The 17,455-nt window shown below is 54.5% G+C and carries 18 protein-coding genes; 10 read left to right on the top strand and 8 right to left on the bottom strand.

Annotation, left to right across the window (positions count from 1 at the left end; translation table 11 throughout):
* The first annotated feature begins 60 nt into the window (after positions 1–60).
* From SIL79_RS05290 to SIL79_RS05280, 3 genes are read left to right on the top strand one after another with little or no spacing between them, the layout of a single operon-like run.
* Positions 61–270: a hypothetical protein gene (locus tag SIL79_RS05290; RefSeq protein WP_143078368.1), complete on the top strand. Its 210-nt coding sequence runs from the start codon at positions 61–63 to the stop codon at positions 268–270.
* Complete coding sequence (locus SIL79_RS05285) at positions 242–850, top strand: HipA domain-containing protein (RefSeq protein WP_319619045.1); 609 nt, start codon at positions 242–244, stop codon at positions 848–850. Before SIL79_RS05290 ends, SIL79_RS05285 begins: the two co-directional genes overlap by 29 nt.
* On the top strand, positions 847–1,302 hold the full coding sequence (locus SIL79_RS05280) for a helix-turn-helix transcriptional regulator (RefSeq protein ID WP_319619044.1): 456 nt from the start codon (positions 847–849) through the stop codon (positions 1,300–1,302). Before SIL79_RS05285 ends, SIL79_RS05280 begins: the two co-directional genes overlap by 4 nt.
* A 247-nt stretch (positions 1,303–1,549) precedes the next feature.
* On the opposite strand, the gene fis is transcribed toward SIL79_RS05280, so the two are convergent.
* The 3 genes from fis to prmA form a co-directional block, all read right to left on the bottom strand.
* Positions 1,550–1,855, bottom strand: coding sequence for a DNA-binding transcriptional regulator Fis (gene fis / locus SIL79_RS05275; protein WP_025011339.1), 306 nt, complete (start codon positions 1,853–1,855; stop codon positions 1,550–1,552).
* Positions 1,856–1,869: 14 nt separating this feature from the next.
* Positions 1,870–2,841 carry a tRNA dihydrouridine synthase DusB gene (gene dusB, locus SIL79_RS05270; RefSeq protein WP_319619043.1) on the bottom strand — a complete coding sequence of 324 codons (972 nt, stop codon included), beginning with the start codon at positions 2,839–2,841 and terminating at the stop codon, positions 1,870–1,872.
* 152 nt (positions 2,842–2,993) lie between these two features.
* Complete coding sequence (prmA, locus tag SIL79_RS05265) at positions 2,994–3,875, bottom strand: 50S ribosomal protein L11 methyltransferase (RefSeq protein ID WP_039035246.1); 882 nt, start codon at positions 3,873–3,875, stop codon at positions 2,994–2,996.
* 351 nt (positions 3,876–4,226) lie between these two features.
* On the opposite strand from prmA, the gene SIL79_RS05260 reads away from it, so the two are divergent.
* The 4 genes from SIL79_RS05260 to SIL79_RS05245 all read left to right on the top strand — a co-directional run bounded on the left by SIL79_RS05260 (position 4,227) and on the right by SIL79_RS05245 (position 8,566).
* Complete coding sequence (locus SIL79_RS05260; RefSeq protein WP_319619959.1) at positions 4,227–4,952, top strand: fumarate reductase cytochrome b subunit; 726 nt, start codon at positions 4,227–4,229, stop codon at positions 4,950–4,952.
* A gap of 130 nt (positions 4,953–5,082) precedes the next feature.
* Positions 5,083–5,748: a fumarate reductase cytochrome b subunit gene (locus SIL79_RS05255; protein ID WP_093981943.1), complete on the top strand. Its 666-nt coding sequence runs from the start codon at positions 5,083–5,085 to the stop codon at positions 5,746–5,748.
* 65 nt (positions 5,749–5,813) lie between these two features.
* Complete coding sequence (locus SIL79_RS05250; RefSeq protein ID WP_319619042.1) at positions 5,814–7,841, top strand: fumarate reductase flavoprotein subunit; 2,028 nt, start codon at positions 5,814–5,816, stop codon at positions 7,839–7,841.
* Positions 7,838–8,566 carry a fumarate reductase iron-sulfur subunit gene (locus SIL79_RS05245; RefSeq protein ID WP_028781383.1) on the top strand — a complete coding sequence of 243 codons (729 nt, stop codon included), beginning with the start codon at positions 7,838–7,840 and terminating at the stop codon, positions 8,564–8,566. Before SIL79_RS05250 ends, SIL79_RS05245 begins: the two co-directional genes overlap by 4 nt.
* Positions 8,567–8,719: 153 nt before the next feature.
* On the opposite strand, the gene purD is transcribed toward SIL79_RS05245, so the two are convergent.
* Both purD and purH read right to left on the bottom strand, forming a co-directional pair.
* Positions 8,720–10,015: a phosphoribosylamine--glycine ligase gene (purD, locus tag SIL79_RS05240; RefSeq protein WP_071476006.1), complete on the bottom strand. Its 1,296-nt coding sequence runs from the start codon at positions 10,013–10,015 to the stop codon at positions 8,720–8,722.
* A gap of 134 nt (positions 10,016–10,149) precedes the next feature.
* Positions 10,150–11,739 carry a bifunctional phosphoribosylaminoimidazolecarboxamide formyltransferase/IMP cyclohydrolase gene (gene purH, locus SIL79_RS05235; protein WP_039035254.1) on the bottom strand — a complete coding sequence of 530 codons (1,590 nt, stop codon included), beginning with the start codon at positions 11,737–11,739 and terminating at the stop codon, positions 10,150–10,152.
* 276 nt (positions 11,740–12,015) lie between these two features.
* On the opposite strand from purH, the gene zntR reads away from it, so the two are divergent.
* Together zntR and SIL79_RS05225 are read left to right on the top strand one after the other, a co-directional pair.
* Entirely contained in the window at positions 12,016–12,507 is a 492-nt protein-coding gene (gene zntR, locus SIL79_RS05230; protein ID WP_319619040.1) for a Zn(2+)-responsive transcriptional regulator, read from the top strand.
* Positions 12,501–13,835, top strand: coding sequence for an SO_0444 family Cu/Zn efflux transporter (locus SIL79_RS05225; protein WP_215773843.1), 1,335 nt, complete (start codon positions 12,501–12,503; stop codon positions 13,833–13,835). The genes zntR and SIL79_RS05225 overlap by 7 nt, the downstream gene beginning before the upstream one ends.
* Before the next feature lie 83 nt (positions 13,836–13,918).
* Here the strand turns inward: SIL79_RS05225 and SIL79_RS05220 are convergent, their stop codons facing one another.
* Both SIL79_RS05220 and SIL79_RS05215 read right to left on the bottom strand, forming a co-directional pair.
* Positions 13,919–14,050, bottom strand: coding sequence for a hypothetical protein (locus tag SIL79_RS05220; RefSeq protein ID WP_256213884.1), 132 nt, complete (start codon positions 14,048–14,050; stop codon positions 13,919–13,921).
* Positions 14,051–14,474: 424 nt separating this feature from the next.
* Positions 14,475–15,362, bottom strand: a complete 888-nt coding sequence (locus tag SIL79_RS05215; RefSeq protein WP_251767462.1) for a DMT family transporter — start codon at positions 15,360–15,362, stop codon at positions 14,475–14,477.
* A gap of 125 nt (positions 15,363–15,487) precedes the next feature.
* Here SIL79_RS05215 and SIL79_RS05210 point away from each other — a divergent pair, with 125 nt between their 5' ends.
* The gene (locus SIL79_RS05210; RefSeq protein WP_101095141.1) at positions 15,488–16,291 is read left to right on the top strand and encodes an AraC family transcriptional regulator; all 804 of its coding nucleotides are present in this window, start codon (positions 15,488–15,490) and stop codon (positions 16,289–16,291) included.
* A gap of 619 nt (positions 16,292–16,910) precedes the next feature.
* On the opposite strand, the gene SIL79_RS05205 is transcribed toward SIL79_RS05210, so the two are convergent.
* Positions 16,911–17,300, bottom strand: a complete 390-nt coding sequence (locus tag SIL79_RS05205; protein WP_224867961.1) for a GreA/GreB family elongation factor — start codon at positions 17,298–17,300, stop codon at positions 16,911–16,913.
* Positions 17,301–17,455 lie beyond the last annotated feature (155 nt).

The following is a 17,455-nucleotide window of genomic DNA, read 5'->3' as shown; positions in this document are numbered from 1 at the left end:
CATAATTTCTTTGGGAGCGCTCATGGAACATTTAACCATTCAGGCTTTTATCAATAGCCAATGCTAGATATTGCAAAGCTCTCTTTTCCAAACAGCGAACAAGGTCATTATCGGCTTACCTCATTAGATTACGAGCAAGATTATGCCTTGGCAGAACTCAATAAAGACGACATGCATGCCGTTTCGATAAACCACCCTGTCAGCCTGTTTTTTGATGAGCCGGGGTGGCTTTGTTTCCTCGATGACATCATTGTGGCTGCCGCGTTTTGATATTTATTTCAATGAACTCGGCCAGCAGCGTTACGCGATGGAATCGGTTTACTCGATACTGGGTAAAGCTGCCGGAGTTACCTTAGATCATGAGCAAACCATAAGAAGGCTTGTCCACAAGATCACTCATAGCCATATGGTCTTAGAGCAAGGTTATCAGTTTGATATTCAGGCTTTTGTGCTTGAGTGGGTTCAGAGAGACTTACTCAATATCCTATTTGGTAACAGTGATAACCACGGGCGTAATACCGCACTTCTTAAAGGTGATGGTTGGATAAAGCTTGCCCCTATCTATGACTTTGCACCAATGAAGGCTGATCCTGAAGGGGTGGCCAGAACCACAAAGTGGCAAGCACCGCTCGAAGTTGGGGGTGAGTATGACTTTCAAGGTATTGCCGATTCGTTGGCCGATTTGGTGCCTGCTCAAGAGTTAATGGCAGCATTAAAGCTTACCGCCCGGCAATGTCATAACTTGAAGCAGCGCTTAATTGCGCGTGGTGTACCGGAACGGATTATCGATATGCCTGCGATTGGCTTTACTTATATCGAAGACAAGCTAACAAGGTGGGGATTGGTATGAGTGATAAAACATCTACCCTTGAGTCTGCTAAAGAGGCTATTGCTCGTCTTAGAGCTAATCGTCGGCAAGCTGGTGACGTTGCAATTGAAGCGTCAAAACACCGGCTCTCACTAGGCGCTGAAGAGACTCATGCAAAGCAAACTCCTTCTCCCCAACGCGCTTCCAAGCATAGCGGGAGGGTGAGTACTGTTGAGAGACGTAAGGCCATCGAAGGCGTTACCCAAAGGCTATTACGCGGAGAACTTACTCAAGGGCAAGCTCTTAAAACTTTACGTATTGAGGTTTTAGGTCTAACCCAAGAGGAGTATGCAAATTTGGCTAAAGTGTCACGCAAGACCCTCTCTGACGTTGAGAACGACCGAGGTAGCTTTAAGACCGATATTCTCGACCGATTGTTTAAACCCTTTGGCCTGAGAGTGGGGATTGTGCCTATCTCTACCGGCATCAAATAGCGACTATGGTTGTGCCTTTGTGGGGAGAATAAATACAGTTTCATACTGTATTTATTCTCGATTACCCGCTGGTTCCCTTGATCATTCGTTATCGAAGCGGTCGTTAGCATCCAGCTACTGCATAGTTTCTAGCTGGCCCTGATTGCTCCAGCTAGGAGCGTGTGTAACTCGGTGTATAACTAGAAGCAAAAAAGCCAGTCGTAGTGACTGGCTTTCTCTTTTAATACAAGCTCTTAATCCTTATGGATTAGTTCATGCCGTATTTTTTCAGCTTCTTGCGCAGTGTGCCGCGGTTGATGCCCAGCATATTGGCGGCGCGGGTCTGGTTGCCACGAGTGTGCTGCATAATGATATCAAGCAGAGGTGCTTCAACTTCGCATAGCACCATTTCATAAACTTCCTGGGCTTCTTGACCGTCCAACTGAGCGAAGAAGTTGCTGACAGCGCGCTTTACGGCGTCGCGCAGTAACTGGGGCTTGATGGTGCCGTTAGCGGTTTCGATTTTGCCTACGGTAAGCTGATGAGCTTCTGTGTGAGTTGTCTGATCAAACATTCGTATTCTGCTCTTTATTTATCTAGTACACATTCATCAAAAAAACGTTCCACCATGGAACATTGTTCTGCAGCGGTTTCCAGCCGGTTAAAGTCGGCACGGAACTGGCGCTGTTCTTCCTGGTCCAGGTACCATCCTATATGTTTTCTGGCGAAGCGGACGCCCTTTACTTCCCCATATAAATCATACAGTTTGGTTAGGTGTTCCAGCATCACTTGACGCTGCTCTGCCATCCCAATGGGCGCTAGCTTGCTACCTGTGTCCAGGTAATGCTGGATCTCTCTGAAAATCCAAGGCCTTCCCTGGGCACCCCGTCCTATCATCAGGGCATCGACACCTGTGTAATCCAGCACGAAACGCGCCTTCTCCGGACTATCGATGTCCCCGTTGGCGACAACAGGAATCGAGACATTCTGTTTGATCGCCTTGATGGTGTCGTACTCGGCATGACCCTTGTACATGCATTGGCGGGTGCGGCCATGAACCGCGAGCGCCGTAATGCCACTATCTTCGGCAATCCGGGCGATTTGAACACCATTTCTGTGTTCTGGGGCCCAGCCCGTGCGAATCTTCAGCGTTACCGGCACATCCACTGCGGCAACCACGGCATCTAGTATTTTCTTTACCAGTTCCGGCGATTGTAGCAGGGCAGAACCCGCGAGCTTTTTATTCACTTTTTTTGCCGGACAACCCATGTTGATATCTATGATTTGGGCGCCTTGCTCCACATTGTAGCGGGCGGCCCAAGCCATATTATCGGGGTCAGCCCCGGCAATTTGTACTGAGCGTATGCCTTCTTCACCCGAGTGCGTCATTCTCTGGCGGCTCTTGTCTGTGTCCCAAAGGTCGGGATTGGACGAAAGCATCTCTGACACTGCCATGGCTGCGCCATAACGGATACAGAGATTGCGGAAGGCCTGATCGGTGACACCTGCCATTGGTGCCACGATCAGCTGATTCTTCAGTTGATAGGGTCCAATCTGCATTTTACTGTTTCACCTTGCTCTTCAAAGGGGCGCTATAGTACGCCTTTTTGCCAGCGGTGAAAAGGTCAATAAATGACCTGAGCAAAACTTTTTTACTTGACTTTTGATTGGTTGGAAGTCAGCGCCAGTGCGCTCTGGCGCCGTCTTTAACGCTATTTGCGCACTCCTGTCAAGCGGCTCCAATCTTCTTTGTGAACCGCTTCGTCCATCTCGAACCATTGAGCGTAAAATTCGCGGATCTCTTCGGCTTGTTCCTGCAGTAAGCCGGACAGCGCCAATTTGCCACCCGGACGAACCAACTCGGCGATTAGGGGGGCCAGTTCCCGCAGCGGTCCTGCCAGAATATTGGCGACCAACACATCGGCCTGAATATCTTTGGGTTGATCTTCAGGCAGGTAGAGGCTGAGTTTGTCATCCACGCCGTTGCGCTTGGCATTATCACGGGAGGCGTCTATCGCCTGGTAGTCTATGTCTATGCCTATGGCGTTGGTTGCACCCAGCTTGAGACCGGCGACCGCCAGAATGCCGGAACCGCAGCCGAAGTCGACCAGCTGTTTACCTTGCAGCTCCAGGCCATCGAGCCACTCCAGGCACAGGGCCGTTGTGGGATGAGTGCCTGTACCAAAGGCCAGGCCGGGATCCAGGATCACGTTGACGGCTTCCGGCTCTGGGATTTCACGCCAGCTGGGACAGATCCACAGACGCTTGCCGAACTGAATGGGGTGGAAGCTGTCCATCCATTCGCGGACCCAGTCTTTATCTTCTATCTGCTCTATCTTGTAGTTCAGCTTGCCTTCGAGGAAGGGTTGTTGCTTGAGCATCTCGACTGTGGGAGTCAGATCTGTGCCGGCATCGAACAGAGCGACCACCACAGTGTCGGCCCAAAGTGGGGTTTCTCCCAGTTTGGGCTCAAAAATCGGTGTATCTTTACCATCTTCAAAGGTGATGGAAACACTGCCTTCCTCCAGCAACAGGTCGCTGAGCGCTTCGGCGTGCTCGCTGCTGCTGTGGATGCGTAACTGGATCCAGGGCATGGAATCTTCTCTCGTGCGGGACAATAAAGCGCTATTGTAAGCCATAGGTTGCCGGCCTTGCCAGCACGCCGGGGTAAAGAAGACGGAGTGAAACCCGGTTTCAGCTTTGGCCCATCAGTGGCGCAATTTACGGTAATTATCTGTCTTTTTTGTTTCAAAATTTCAAATAAACGTTTGATTTATATTGGTTAATTGGTATTACCTCTGTTTTGCTGTAAGTGGTTTATTTGTGAGCATGATCAGATAATCCCCCACTTTCGATTGAGGCAGGTCACATTCAGACTCCTTGGTTGTTGGCGCAGTTTGGCTGTGAGTTATGTTGTAGATCCCAAGGATCTGTACCCAAAAAACATGCTGACAAAATATCACATCCCCGAGCGTTGGCTCGGTCATGCCAACAGCCACCACTGGTCGGCCAGAGCCGATCGCCTGCAGAGTGCCAGCGGCATTTTGCTGGGCATGTTTCTGTTGGCGCATCTTCACTTCGAATCCAGCATCATGCTGGGTAAAGAGGCTTTCTATAAGGTAGTGCAGGTGCTGGAAGGCGGTTGGTTCAGTGCCAGTGGTCACGGTTACCCACTGCTGACGCAACTCTTCTCTGTGTTCATTCTGCTGGTGGTGATACTGCATGCTGCCATGGCGCTCAGGCGCTTTCCGGCGCAGCTTGGCCAATGGCGGGCGCTGCGCAGCCACTTGCATCTGATTAAACACCGCGACAGCCACGCCTGGTTCTGGCAGTTGGCCACCGGCTTTATCCTGTTCTTCCTGGTGCCCATGCACCTGGTCACCATGATAGCCAATCCGGAAATCGGCCCCAATATGTCGGCCTACCGGGTTTGGCACGACAACACCTGGATGCTGTATATCCTGCTGCTGCCTGCGGTGGTGATCCACGCCATGATAGGCCTGTATCGGGTGGCGGTGAAATGGGGCCTCAGCTTTAACCGCTCAGGCCTGAGGAAAATAGCCAAGCTATTGATTGTATACCTTATTGTGCTTGGTTTAGGCAGTTTGGTGACCTATATGCTGCTAGGCAATGAGCTGAGCCTGCCGTTGCAGCCGTTCGTTCCCGGTTAACTCAATATCAGTTAAAGGTAAATTAACCGGCAGAAGTTTGATCTGCCTCAGGGTTCGTTCGCCCTTTGTGATCCACATTGGTTTTACTATCTTTAAGCGGTTAAGCCATTGGATGACAGGGAGAATACGCATGATACGACTGAGTGAGCGCTGGGGCGGCTGGTTGGATCTGGGGCAGAGTGCTTCAGGCGTGTTGTTGGCGCTGTTTTTGTGGACTCACCTGTTGCTGGTGTCTTCAATATTGCTGGGGGCGCCGGCAATGGAATGGGTGGCCCGTAACATGGAGCTGAGTTTTCTCAGTGACGATGGCCACGGCTATCCCTGGGTGGTGAGCCTGATAGCCATAGCCGTTGCCGGGTTGGCGTTGTTGCATGTACTGGTGGCCTTGCACAAGTTGCCTCTATCGCTCAGGCAGCAAAAGGCTCTGAAACAGCAACTAGTGCAAATTGATCATGGCGATACCCGTTTGTGGGTGTGGCAGGCCGCGACCGGAGTGGTGATTTTGCTGTTGCTTCCTGTGCATCTTTGGTTGGTGGGTTCGGCCCCGGAAACCATAGGGCCACAGGGCTCGGCCGACAGGATTTGGAACCAGTATGCCTGGGCCTTGTACCTGCCACTGCTGCTGACCGTGGAGTTACATGCCGCCATAGGACTGTACCGGGTGGCATTGAAATGGGGCGCAGCGCGGGATCTCAACAGCCGGGCGCGCCTTAGAAAAATTAAAACCATACTCAGTGTGGCGTTTATTGCCGTAGGTCTGGCGTCCTTGCTGGCCTTTTGGCCCCACGCGAGCTGAGTATCGATAACCCAAACAGATAGCTTTCGGGCAAACGGCATTGGGCCGTCCCATAAGGAGTGTGTGTGAAACTCATCTATACGGATTCGTTGGTTGTCGGCGCCGGATTGGCGGGGCTGCGGGTAGCCATCGCTTCCAAAGAGCGTGGCCTGGATACCCTGGTACTGTCGCTGATCCCTGCCAAGCGTTCTCACTCGGCCGCGGCCCAGGGCGGTATGCAGGCCAGTCTCGGCAATACCGTCAAGGGCATGGGCGACAGCGAAGATGTGCATTTTCAGGACACGGTCAAAGGCTCAGACTGGGGCTGCGATCAGCAGGTGGCGCGAATGTTCGCCCACTGTGCTCCCAAGGCGGTACGTGAGCTGGCTAACTGGGGCGTCCCCTGGACCAGGGTGACTGCCGGGCCGCGTCAAGTGGTGGTCAATGCCGAAAAGGTAACTCTGGAAGAAGCCGCCGAGGCTCACGGGCTGATCAACGCCCGCGACTTTGGCGGTACCAAGAAATGGCGCACCTGTTACACCGCCGATGGTACCGGCCACTCGCTGCTGTATGCGGTGGACAACAAGGCGATCTCCATGGATATCCCGGTGCATGAGCGGGTCGAGGCACTGAAACTCATTCACGACGGCAGCCGCTGCCATGGGGTTATTGCCCGCTGTTTGATCACAGGTGAACTCAGGGCCTATATCGCCCGGGGCACCACCATAGCCACAGGCGGCTATGGCCGTATCTATGAGGTGTCCACCAATGCGGTGATCTGTGAGGGGATAGGCCAGGCGCTGGCGCTGGAAACCGGGGTGGCGACCCTTGGCAATATGGAAGCCGTGCAGTTCCACCCCACGGCCATAGTGCCAGTGGGCATTCTAACCACAGAGGGCTGCCGTGGAGACGGTGGTTTGCTGCGGGATAAAGACGGTTACCGCTTTATGCCTGACTATGAGCCTGAAAAGAAAGAGCTGGCCTCCCGTGACGTGGTATCACGGCGGATGACAGAGCATATGCGTAAGGGCAAGGGAGTCGACAGCCCCTATGGCCCTCATCTGTGGCTGGATATCACCCTGCTGGGGCGCAAGCATGTGGAAACCAACCTGCGGGAAGTCAAAGAGATCTGCGAAAACTTCCTCGGCATTGATCCGGCTGAAGAGTGGATCCCGGTGCGGCCGACCCAGCACTATTCCATGGGCGGCATTCGCACCAATCACACAGGAGAGAGCCCGCAGCTAAAGGGGCTGTTCAGTGTCGGTGAGGCGGCCTGTTGGGACATGCATGGCTTTAACCGTTTGGGCGGGAATTCGCTGGCGGAAACCGTGGTCGGCGGCATGATCATAGGTAAATATGTGGCCGACTTCTGCGAGCAGGAGGAGCTGGTGCTGGATACGGCGCTGGTGCAGCGTTTCCGTGATGAGCTCAACCAGGAAATAGACGAGCTGCTGGCTCGGGAGCAGGGCGAGAGCCCGTTTGAGCTCAAGCGCCTGATGCAAAGAGTGATGATGGACTATGTCGGCATCTTCCGTAACGGCCCAGAGCTGGAAAAGGCGCTGGCCGAACTCAAGGATTTGCTGGCTCGCTCGCGCAATATTGTTGTCACCTGCAAGAAGCGCCACGCCAACCCCGAGTTGGTCGAGGCCTTACGGGTCAGGCGTATGCTTAAGGTGGCACTGACAGTTGCCTGCGGCGCCCTGGCGCGCACCGAGAGCCGTGGCGCCCATGCCCGCGAGGATTACCCGCAGCGTAACGACAAAGACTGGCTCAGCCGTACCCTGGCCAGTTGGCCGGACGCCGACGCGCTGGAGCCTGTGCTCAGCTACGAGGCGCTGGATGTGATGCAGATGGAACTGCCGCCCGGCTATCGCGGCTATGGTGCCGACAATGCCATTGCCCATCCGGATACCGCCAAACGCGAGCAGGAGATTGCCGCCATTCTCGCGTCTTTGGGGCCGGATGCCAGCGCTGAAGACAAACAGCGGGCGCTGATGCCGTTCGAACTGCCGGAAAGCCTGCGCCCCGGCAACGAGCGCTTGAGTGACCGCCTGGCTTACCCACAGACTTCAACCCCTTCTCAGCCTAACCCTGCCGGAGATGACAACGCATGAGTGGCCGCACTTTAACCTTCAGGATCTTCCGTTACGACCCACAGCAAGCGGGAGACAAGCCACAAATGGTGGACTATCAGCTGCAAGAAACCCCGGGGATGACGGTATTTATCGCCCTCAATCGCCTCAGGGAGGAGCAGGACCCATCGTTGCAGTTCGACTTTGTCTGTCGCGCCGGGATTTGCGGCAGCTGCGCCATGGTGATCAACGGCTTTCCTACCTTGGCTTGCCGTACCTTGACCGCCAAATATCCAGATGGACTGATCACCCTGATGCCGCTGCCAGGCTTTGAGCTGATAGGGGATCTGTCGGTCAACACAGGCAAGTTTATGCGTGAGCTGGCTGAAAGGCTCAAGCTGTGGCTGCACCCCAAGCCGGATCAGCAGGATATCCACCATCTGGAAGCCCCGATGGACCCGGAGGAAGCCGCCAGACTCTATGAACTGGAGCGCTGTGTGGAGTGCGGTGTCTGTGTCTCGGCCTGCGCCACCAAGCAGATGCGCGACACCTTTGTCGGCGCCGTCGGCATGATGAAAATCGCCCGCTTCGAGCTGGATAGCCGCGATGCCCGCAGCGCCGAGGACTTCTACCATGTGATAGGCAATCAGGATGGGGTGTTCGGTTGTATGACCCTGCTGGGATGTCAGGACAACTGTCCTAAAGACTTGCCCCATATGCAGCAGATAGCCTACCTGCGCCGCAAGATGGCCAGTACTTTGCTTTAAAGTGATTAAGCATTCAGAAAACTAAGCCTTCAGGGAACTATGCCTTCAGAGAACTAAGCCCTCAAAGAGCTAAGCTGAGGTTCAAACAGAAAAGCCCGGAAAATTCCGGGCTTTTCTGTTGACTGTTGAGTCTGGTTTACTGAGTGAAAGCCGTTATGCCTGCTCGCGGGCGATGGCGCGATAGCCTATGTCGGTTCTGAAGTAGACATCGTCCCAATGGACTTCATCCACCAGGGCATAAGCGGCCTGCTGGGCCTCGGTCACTGTGTTGCCCAACGCGGTGGCGCACAATACCCGGCCGCCATTGGTAACTACATGGCCATCGACCATCTTGGTACCGGCGTGGAACACCTTGGCTTCATTATTGCCGAGCGACAGCCCTTCGATAACATCACCCTTGCGGTAATCATCCGGATAACCCCCGGCGGCCATGACCACACCGACGGCGGCACGCTGATCATATTCGGCGCTGACCTTGTCCAGCTCACCACGGCAGGCGGCCAGGCAGAGCTCCACCAGATCCGACTTGAGGCGCATCATGATAGGTTGAGTCTCGGGGTCGCCAAAGCGGCAGTTGTATTCCAGCACCTTGGCACTGCCATCGGCGGCAATCATCAAGCCGGCATAGAGGAAGCCGGTGTAGACATTGCCTTCGGCGGCCATGCCGTCAACCGTTGGCCGGATAACATTGGCCATGACCCAATCGTGCACTGTTTGGGTGACAACCGGCGCCGGGGAGTAAGCACCCATGCCGCCTGTGTTGGGGCCGTTGTCGGCGTTGTCACGGGCCTTGTGATCTTGGCTGGTGGCCATAGGCAGAATATTGTTGCCGTCGACCATCACGATAAAGCTGGCTTCTTCGCCGCGCAGAAACTCCTCAACGACCACTCTGGAGCCGGCTTCGCCGAACTTATTGCCTGCCAGCATATCGTCGATGGCGGCATCGGCCTCGGTTTGATCCTGGGCGATGATCACCCCTTTCCCTGCGGCCAGGCCATCGGCCTTGATCACCACAGGGAAACCTGTGCGACCGGCAAGCTCGGCGACATAGGCCTTGGCCGGGGCAATTTCAGTAAAGTTCTGGTAGTCGGCGGTTGGGATCCGGTGGCGGGCAAGAAAGTCTTTGGTAAAGGCCTTGGAGCCTTCCAGTTGCGCTGCCGCTTCGGTGGGGCCAAAGATATTCAGGCCTTCGGCGCGGAAGGCGTCGACCACACCCAGTACCAGAGGGGCCTCTGGGCCGACTATGGTGAGGGCTATCTGTTGTTGCTTGGCAAAGGCCAGCAGCGCCGGGATATCCGTGGCTTCTATCGCCAGGTTTTCCAGCTTGGGCTCCAGCGCAGTGCCGGCATTCCCTGGGGCAACAAATACGGTTTCCACGGCGGCAGATTGCGCTGCCTTCCAGGCCAGGGCATGTTCACGACCACCACCACCAATCACGAGTACTTGCATCTTCTTATCCTTTTTCGCTTAACGCCTTGCGGGCAGGTTCCGGCCGGGCAGGGCTTTGTTACGGCGAATCGCCGGAGGTTATTCCGGCGATAAGTTCATTGCATCAGTGCAGGCCGGTTTGGGCCTGCTGACTATCAGTGACGGAAGTGGCGCATATTGGTAAATACCATGGCCATTCCATGCTCGTCTGCAGCGGCAATCACCTCTTCATCGCGGATGGAGCCACCGGGTTGAATGATGCAGCTGATACCGGCAGCAGCAGCGGCATCGATACCGTCACGGAAGGGGAAGAAGGCATCGGATGCCATCACAGAACCTTCCACGACCAGGCCTTCATCGGCGGCCTTGATACCGGCGATTTTGGCGCTGTAGACCCGGCTCATTTGACCTGCGCCCACCCCTATGGTCATGCCGTCTTTGGCATAAACAATGGCGTTGGACTTAACGAACTTGGCCACCTTCCAGCAGAACAGCAGATCTTTGATCTCTTCGGCAGTAGGTTGACGCTTGCTGACCACCTTGAGGTCGGCCTCGGTCACCATGCCTTGATCTCTGTCCTGGATCAGCAGACCACCGTTGACCCGCTTGTAATCCAGGCCCTTGGTACGGCCTTGCCACTGACCACATTCAAGCAGGCGGACATTGGCTTTCTTGGCAACCAGTTCGCGGGCTTGCTCGCTGACTTTAGGAGCGATGATCACTTCAACAAACTGACGCTCGACAATGGCCGCCGCAGTAGCGCCGTCCAGCTCACGGTTGAAGGCGATGATGCCGCCGAAGGCCGAGGTAGGGTCTGTCTTGAAGGCGCGGTTGTAAGCGTCCAGCAGATCGCTGCCCAGGGCGACACCACAGGGGTTGGCGTGCTTGACGATAACGCAGGCGGGTTGCTCAAACTCCTTGACGCATTCCAGCGCGGCGTCAGTGTCGGCGATATTGTTGTAAGACAGCGCCTTACCCTGCAGCTGCACGGCAGTGGCGACCGAGGCTTCGTCTGTGTTGAGGTCAACATAGAAGGCGGCACTCTGGTGGCTGTTTTCGCCGTAGCGCAGATCTTGCTTCTTCAGCAACTGAGTGTTGAAGGTGCGCGGGAACTTGGAATCCTGGTGACACTCGTCCTTGCTGTGGGCCGGAACCTGAGTACCGAAGTAGTTGGCTATCATGCCATCATAGGCGGCCGTATGTTCAAAGGCGGCAATGGCCAGATCGAAACGGGTCGCCAGAGTGGTTGAGCCCTGGTGGGCCGCCATTTCTGCCAGTACGCGTTGATAGTCAGAGGCATTGACCACTATGGTGACATCTTTATGGTTCTTGGCCGCGGCGCGCACCATGGTCGGGCCGCCGATATCGATATTCTCTATGGCGTCTTCCAGGGTACAACCCGGCTTGGCAACGGTTTCGGCGAAGGGATAGAGGTTAACGGCCACCAGGTCAATCGGGCCTATGCCGTTGGCTTCCATGACGGCTTCGTCCTGGCCACGACGGGCGAGAATACCGCCATGCACTTTGGGATGCAGTGTCTTGACCCGGCCATCCATGATCTCTGGGTGACCTGTGTAGTCTGAAACTTCAATGACAGGTATAGCGTTATCCGCCAGCAAGCGGGCGGTGCCTCCGGTGGACAGCAGTTCAACGCCCTGGGCATGCAGCGCTTTGGCGAACTCCAGGATTCCGGTCTTATCAGATACGCTCAAGAGCGCGCGACGTATGGGTCTGGCATTATTCATTTGGGTACAGTATTCCACTTTTTTATATTCAAGGATCTTTCGGAAAACCAGGCAGTTCTGATTGGCATTGTTTTCCAAAAGTCCCTCGAATGGTCCGGGAACCCTCAAGGCGCGCTGTATTTTAACGTAAAACAATTTGTGGCGGTGTTTTTTCTACGCGTTTCACAATATTGCTCTGCGAACAAGCCAAAACCTCGAAGCGGGCCAAAAAACACTTGACCTTGGATTAAGCTCCAAGCTTTATACTTGAATAGGAATTATTAGCAGGAACTGCATATGTACAGGATAGGTGAACTGGCCAAGCGCTTTGATATCAAGGCCGATACCCTGAGGTTTTACGAGAAACACGGCCTGCTGGCACCCTCTATGCGCACCGACTCCGGCTACCGGGTCTACAGCGACAGGGATGCCGAGCGGCTGAAGTTTATTCTCAGGGCCAAGGCGGTGGGTTTTACCCTGGGGGAGATAGCCGAACTCTTGTCCATTGAACTGGATAAGTCCAACCGTGCCTGCAGCGATGTCAAAGGCATGGTGGACGACAAGTTGGATAAGGTGCAGCAGAAAATTGCCGAGCTTAACCAGTTCCGCCAGTCTTTGCAGTTACTGTCTGATACTTGCTGTGGCGGCCCGGAAAGTGCCGAGCATTGTTCGATTCTGGAGGCGTTGGAGTCTTGTGACGATGAGCTGTCCCCCAGAGTCGAAACCGGCAAGGGTCACAATCACAGTCATGCCAATTGCCGTGCAAGTAGGGGCGCAAAATCATGTTGATGGATAATTTTATTGAGCTGTTTCTCGAGTCGGCACCCTGGCTGCTATTGGGGCTGGTGCTGGCGGGGCTGCTGAAGGTTTTTGTTCCCATGAGCTGGATGCAAAAGCAATTGGGGGGCCATGGCCTCAAGACCACGGTTAAGGCGGCCCTGCTGGGAGCGCCTTTGCCGCTGTGTTCCTGCGGCGTTATCCCGGCCGCCGTTGGCCTGAGGCGCAGCGGCGCCTCCAAGGCTGCCACCACCTCTTTTCTGGTGTCGACCCCTGAAACCGGCGTCGATTCGGTCACTGTGTCCTATGTTCTGCTCGGCCCCTTTATGGCGATTGTCAGGCCCATTGCCGCGGTATGCAGTGCCATAGTGGCGGGTTTGCTGGTTGGCCGCGATGATGAGCCGGTTTTGCCCTCTGAGGCAGTGAAGATGAGCGAGCCGGGGAAGGCCCAAGCCAAAACCGTGGCCCAGTTCAAGCCGGCAGGCGCCGCCAACTACAGTCCTCTCAAGGCCGCGCCGACACAAGCTCAGAGTTCCTGTTGTGCCCCGGCCAAGGTGCAAGAGGCAGACTGCTGCAGTACGGCCAAGGTCAGTACCGCTAAGGTCAGCACCGCCGGCGGGTCTTGTTGCTCTTCGGTCAAGGGGGAAGCCACTCAGTCCTGCTGCTCGCAACCCAAGGTAGAGACGGCTTCATGTTGTTCATCATCACAATCGGCCTCAAGCTGCTGTGACAGTGATGACATGGCGGCTGAACTTAAGTCGAAGTCTGTCTTGCATAGAGTGCTGGCCGGTCTTAAGTATGCCGCCACGGATTTGGTGCGTGACACCGCCATCTGGTTGCTGGTGGGGTTGTTCTTTGCCGCGCTGGTACAGACCTATGTGCCGGGAGACTTCCTGGCCCAATGGGGCGGCGGTATTCTGGCTATGTTGGTGATGGTTCTCATCTCCATCCCCATGTATATCTGTGCCACAGCTTCAACGCCGATAGCGGCAGGTTTGCTGTTGGCCGGGGTTTCCCCGGGCGCTGTGTTGGTATTTATGCTGGCGGGACCTGCCACCAACATAGCTACTCTGGGCGTAGTCGCCAAAGAGATGGGTAAACGGGCGCTTTACGGCTATCTTGGTGGGGTACTCGGGGTGGCGCTGCTGGCCGGAATGCTGGTGAACCTGCTGGTGGCGAACTTTGGTTTTGAAGTGATGCCGCAAATAGGGGAAGAGCACCAGTTACTGCCACAGGCTGTGGTTAACTGGTCGGGGATTATTCTGGCGCTGCTGATGGGCAAGGTGATTTACGACAAGATCCCCAGGCGTTGGCTGCGGCGGGATTGCTGCTCCGGCTGACACTCAACAGATATAGGGAAAGGCGCTCGATTGAGCGCCTTTCGTTTTATCTATTGCCAAACAGGGGCTGTGAAGGGAGGGGGTCATTTGCTTTGTTTGATATTCTCCACAGGATTGAGTTTGGCCTGTTTCTTGGCTATTTTGGCGGCCCGTTTCTCCTTGGCAGAGTGCATGGGTTTCTTCTTTTGCTCTTTGCTGTTTTTGTGCTCTTTCATGGTGTTGATTCCATTGATAGCGAAAGCCTGGCTGGGGTTTATCTCCCCGCTTCCTGCAATTTAAGATCCACTTACAGCTGGCATACCGGTCAGTCAGACACCGGTGTGATTCAACCAGTTGGTCGGCCTGGGCCGACCTGGATATTTTACGCCTGTTGCTGAAATACTGCTGTCGGCTTCAATAGAATATTTGTGAATAACGCTCTGGTTTTGAGACGGTATTTGACTAAGGAGCGTTAACAAGTTTTATCTGAGCTCTGCGTCGGTTTGCAGGCCTGAATGCAAGGCGCGGTTCGCAGCCAATGGCCCTGGCCCTTTGCAAGAATTTTCTAAGAGTATTTCACTACAAAGTGGCCAGGGTTTGCGAAAGCTTGTGCGAGAGAGCGAGTGAAGCCTGGACGAATCTGTCGCTGCCACAACTTTTTTAAAGTGCTTCCGCCTTGAGTATGGCTCTTGGGCGTCTGGCTCGATACTGCACCAGGCTGACCCCGGTCAGCACTAAAGCACCGCCGACATAGTGAGGTATTCCCAATTGCTCATCCAGTAGCGTGGATGCCAGCACGGCAGTGAAAATTGGCATCAGATTCATAAAGATGGCAGTTCTCTCTGTGCCCAGTAGGGCTATTGCTTTGATCCAGGCCCAAGGCGCCAGAATCGAGGCACAGATAGCGGCATAGGCTATCAAGGGCAGTGAAGCCTGAGTAATGCTGATACTGCTGGCAAAGAGCAGCAGGGGGGACAGCATGAATACGGCGAACAGTATTTGCATGTACAACAAATCCCAGGTCGGCAGTTGCAGTGACCAGCGTTTCAACAGCACGCCGTAGAGGGCATAGACCACGGCGGCCAGCAGTAACAGGAGATCGCCGGGAACCACTGAGGTGGACAGCCGGGCCAAGTCGCCTTGGCTGAGCATAAACAGTAAGCCGCTGAAGGAGATAAAGGCGCCAAGCAGTGCCAATTTGGAGAGCCTTACTCTGAGTAAAGGCACCGCCAGCAATAGGCTGAGAACCGGCACCAGAGAGGTAATCAATGCCATATTGGTGGCGCTGGTGGTCGCGGCGGCAAAATACGCCAGGCTTTGGTTCAGCACCATTCCTAGGCTTGCCAACACGGCGAGTTTGCCAAGATGAGGGCGAATCATGGCGCGGCGGCGCCAAACCCCGGGAAGCAACACTGGGGTCAATAACAAAAGTGCAAAGGCCCAACGATAGAAGGAGATGGCTTCCGGCGCTATAACATCGGCGGAGAGTTTATTAACCAGACTATTGCCGGCCCAGATGGCTACCGCCAATAAGGGAAAAAGATACAAAAAAGGACTCCTCAGCCCTAAGAACAAGGCTTAACAGATAGATAATAGGGGCAGATTATTTCACGTCTTATGTGATATACATATCTGCTATCAGACAAGTTCAATCCGCCTTCGGACATAGGTATATGGCTAATATTTATCATCCACCGGGGCAGCATCCTGGTGATGGCTCACAGGTGTTTTTCTATTACCAGCAGTTTTCACCCGATACGCTGACACCCATGCACAGCCATACCTGGGGGCAACTGCAATTGAGTCGCGGTGGTTTGATGGAGCTGGTGGCTCAAGGGCGGCGCTTTATGTCGTTGTCGCAGTGCGGTATCTGGATCCCGGCCGGTATAAAACATGAGAGCTACATGCGCCGCTGCGTGCAGTACAGTTCAATGAATGTGCCGCAGGAACTGGCTACCAGGCTGCCCAAGCACATCTGCCTACTGGAGTTGAGTCCGATAGCGGAAGCTATTTTGATGGACTTGAACTCAAGAGGTGTTGAGTTGGCCCATACGCCTGAGGATCAAAGGCTGCTTAAGGTGCTGTTGGATCAATTGAGTCGGGCCAGGGAAGTGCAGCCTTTTTTACCGGTAACCGACCATCCCATGTTGCAAGCCATAGCTGCCGAGCTGGAAGCCGTACCTGAGGGCGGGCGCAGTTTTGCTGCCTGGGCAGATACCTTGGGGACAACAGAACGCACTTTGGCGCGCTTGTGCCAGGCAAGGCTTGGGATGAACTATACCGAGTGGCGGCAACGTTATCGCTTTATCCACAGTTTACAATTGCTGCGGCAAGCGATATCAGTAAAAGAGGTGGCATTGACGCTGGGGTATCATCAGACCTCGCCCTTTATTAGTTTGTTTCGCAAGTATGCCGGTTGTACACCACAGGCTTACAGGCAACAACTGGCCCAAGGAAGTGCCCTTGTTCTTCCTTGAAAAAAAGGGGCGCCTTAAGGCGCCCAAAAGGTGGCTCGAAACTAAGGAAGGTGCGAACAAGTCCTCGTGGCACTCTGGCTTACACAGCAATTGGCGTTCAAGGCATCTGACTGAAGGCATGCCGGGGCCTGTCGAAGTCGGATAACGCAGAGAGCCCTTTGCAGTGAAAGCCCCGAAGGGCGTGGATTACAGGCCTGCCTGCTGTGTTGTGTTTCTTGCAAAGGACTAGGGCCATTTGCTGCGAACCACGCCTTGCATTCAGGCCTGTAAGCCGACGCAGAGCACACATGGGACTTATTTGCACCTTCCCGAAGGAGTAGCTTGGGCTTACTCTTGATCTGCGCGTTTTTCGCGCTTTTCCCGTCGTTTTTCTTTCAGGGATTTAGTTGGTTTTTTCTTCGCTTTTTCTTTACTCATGAGCGTATCTCCTCTTCAATGACCCCTCTCCACGCCGCCGCTTTGCTAGGAGAGAGGGCTGTTTCCCCTTTGACCGACCGGGAAAGAGGCGGTGGTCAAAGGATTAAGCCAAACCCCGGATCATCCTGTCGGGGCAGTTCACGGCTGAATTAAACACTTCAAGGCACTGTCTCCTCTTAATTAGCTGTCTATAAGCATGCAATCAGGCTGGCAGGCAGGGCCTTGGCTGGTTCAGGGATAAGATCTGAAACAGCACGGGGCCACCTGGTACATCCACTTCAATCAGTTCATCCAGCGTACATCCGAGCAGGGCTTCGCCCAGATCGGACAATACCGAATAGCGGCCGGAGTCGGGATCATGTTGTTGTGGATAAACCAACTCTACCTCCAGAAATTCGCCGGTTTTCAGGTTTTGCAGGCGCGCCTTGGTTCCCGGGTGCACCACACCGCCGCCGGGACAGGGTTGCGCCAGTCTGGCGATCACCGATGCCAGGGTCAGTGGTCTCAATGAGACATTGAACGAGTTTTGCAGATAGAGCTGCGATGTTTTGAATGAAAATAGATCTGCCAGTGCAGACAAAGATTTATACACCACCACAACCTCACAGGCTGAAACGGAAAATGAATAGAAAACTTTGTTACTGCCGGATGCGCGGCCGCACCCGGCTTACACTGGAAATGTCAGTGAGGTGCTCTTGAGAGAAAAAGTGTGACTGTACATAATGAGCCTCCGCAACATCAATGCAA

The organism is Shewanella indica (assembly GCF_033842865.1).
GTDB lineage: Bacteria > Pseudomonadota > Gammaproteobacteria > Enterobacterales > Shewanellaceae > Shewanella > Shewanella indica.
The sequence above is the reverse complement of the archived record's forward strand: the minus strand, read 5'-3'. Positions and strand labels throughout refer to the sequence as shown.

Excerpts from the sequence above, each read along its gene's own strand:
- SIL79_RS05290 (WP_143078368.1), top strand. The coding sequence starts at position 61 with ATGCTAGATATTGCAAAGCTCTCTTTTCCAAACAGCGAACAAGGTCAT.
- SIL79_RS05285 (WP_319619045.1), top strand. The coding sequence starts at position 242 with ATGACATCATTGTGGCTGCCGCGTTTTGATATTTATTTCAATGAACTC.
- SIL79_RS05280 (WP_319619044.1), top strand. The coding sequence starts at position 847 with ATGAGTGATAAAACATCTACCCTTGAGTCTGCTAAAGAGGCTATTGCT.
- fis (WP_025011339.1), bottom strand. The coding sequence starts at position 1,855 with ATGTTTGATCAGACAACTCACACAGAAGCTCATCAGCTTACCGTAGGC.
- dusB (WP_319619043.1), bottom strand. The coding sequence starts at position 2,841 with ATGCAGATTGGACCCTATCAACTGAAGAATCAGCTGATCGTGGCACCA.
- prmA (WP_039035246.1), bottom strand. The coding sequence starts at position 3,875 with ATGCCCTGGATCCAGTTACGCATCCACAGCAGCAGCGAGCACGCCGAA.
- SIL79_RS05260 (WP_319619959.1), top strand. The coding sequence starts at position 4,227 with ATGCTGACAAAATATCACATCCCCGAGCGTTGGCTCGGTCATGCCAAC.
- SIL79_RS05255 (WP_093981943.1), top strand. The coding sequence starts at position 5,083 with ATGATACGACTGAGTGAGCGCTGGGGCGGCTGGTTGGATCTGGGGCAG.
- SIL79_RS05245 (WP_028781383.1), top strand. The coding sequence starts at position 7,838 with ATGAGTGGCCGCACTTTAACCTTCAGGATCTTCCGTTACGACCCACAG.
- purD (WP_071476006.1), bottom strand. The coding sequence starts at position 10,015 with ATGCAAGTACTCGTGATTGGTGGTGGTGGTCGTGAACATGCCCTGGCC.
- purH (WP_039035254.1), bottom strand. The coding sequence starts at position 11,739 with ATGAATAATGCCAGACCCATACGTCGCGCGCTCTTGAGCGTATCTGAT.
- zntR (WP_319619040.1), top strand. The coding sequence starts at position 12,016 with ATGTACAGGATAGGTGAACTGGCCAAGCGCTTTGATATCAAGGCCGAT.
- SIL79_RS05225 (WP_215773843.1), top strand. The coding sequence starts at position 12,501 with ATGTTGATGGATAATTTTATTGAGCTGTTTCTCGAGTCGGCACCCTGG.
- SIL79_RS05220 (WP_256213884.1), bottom strand. The coding sequence starts at position 14,050 with ATGAAAGAGCACAAAAACAGCAAAGAGCAAAAGAAGAAACCCATGCAC.
- SIL79_RS05210 (WP_101095141.1), top strand. The coding sequence starts at position 15,488 with ATGGCTAATATTTATCATCCACCGGGGCAGCATCCTGGTGATGGCTCA.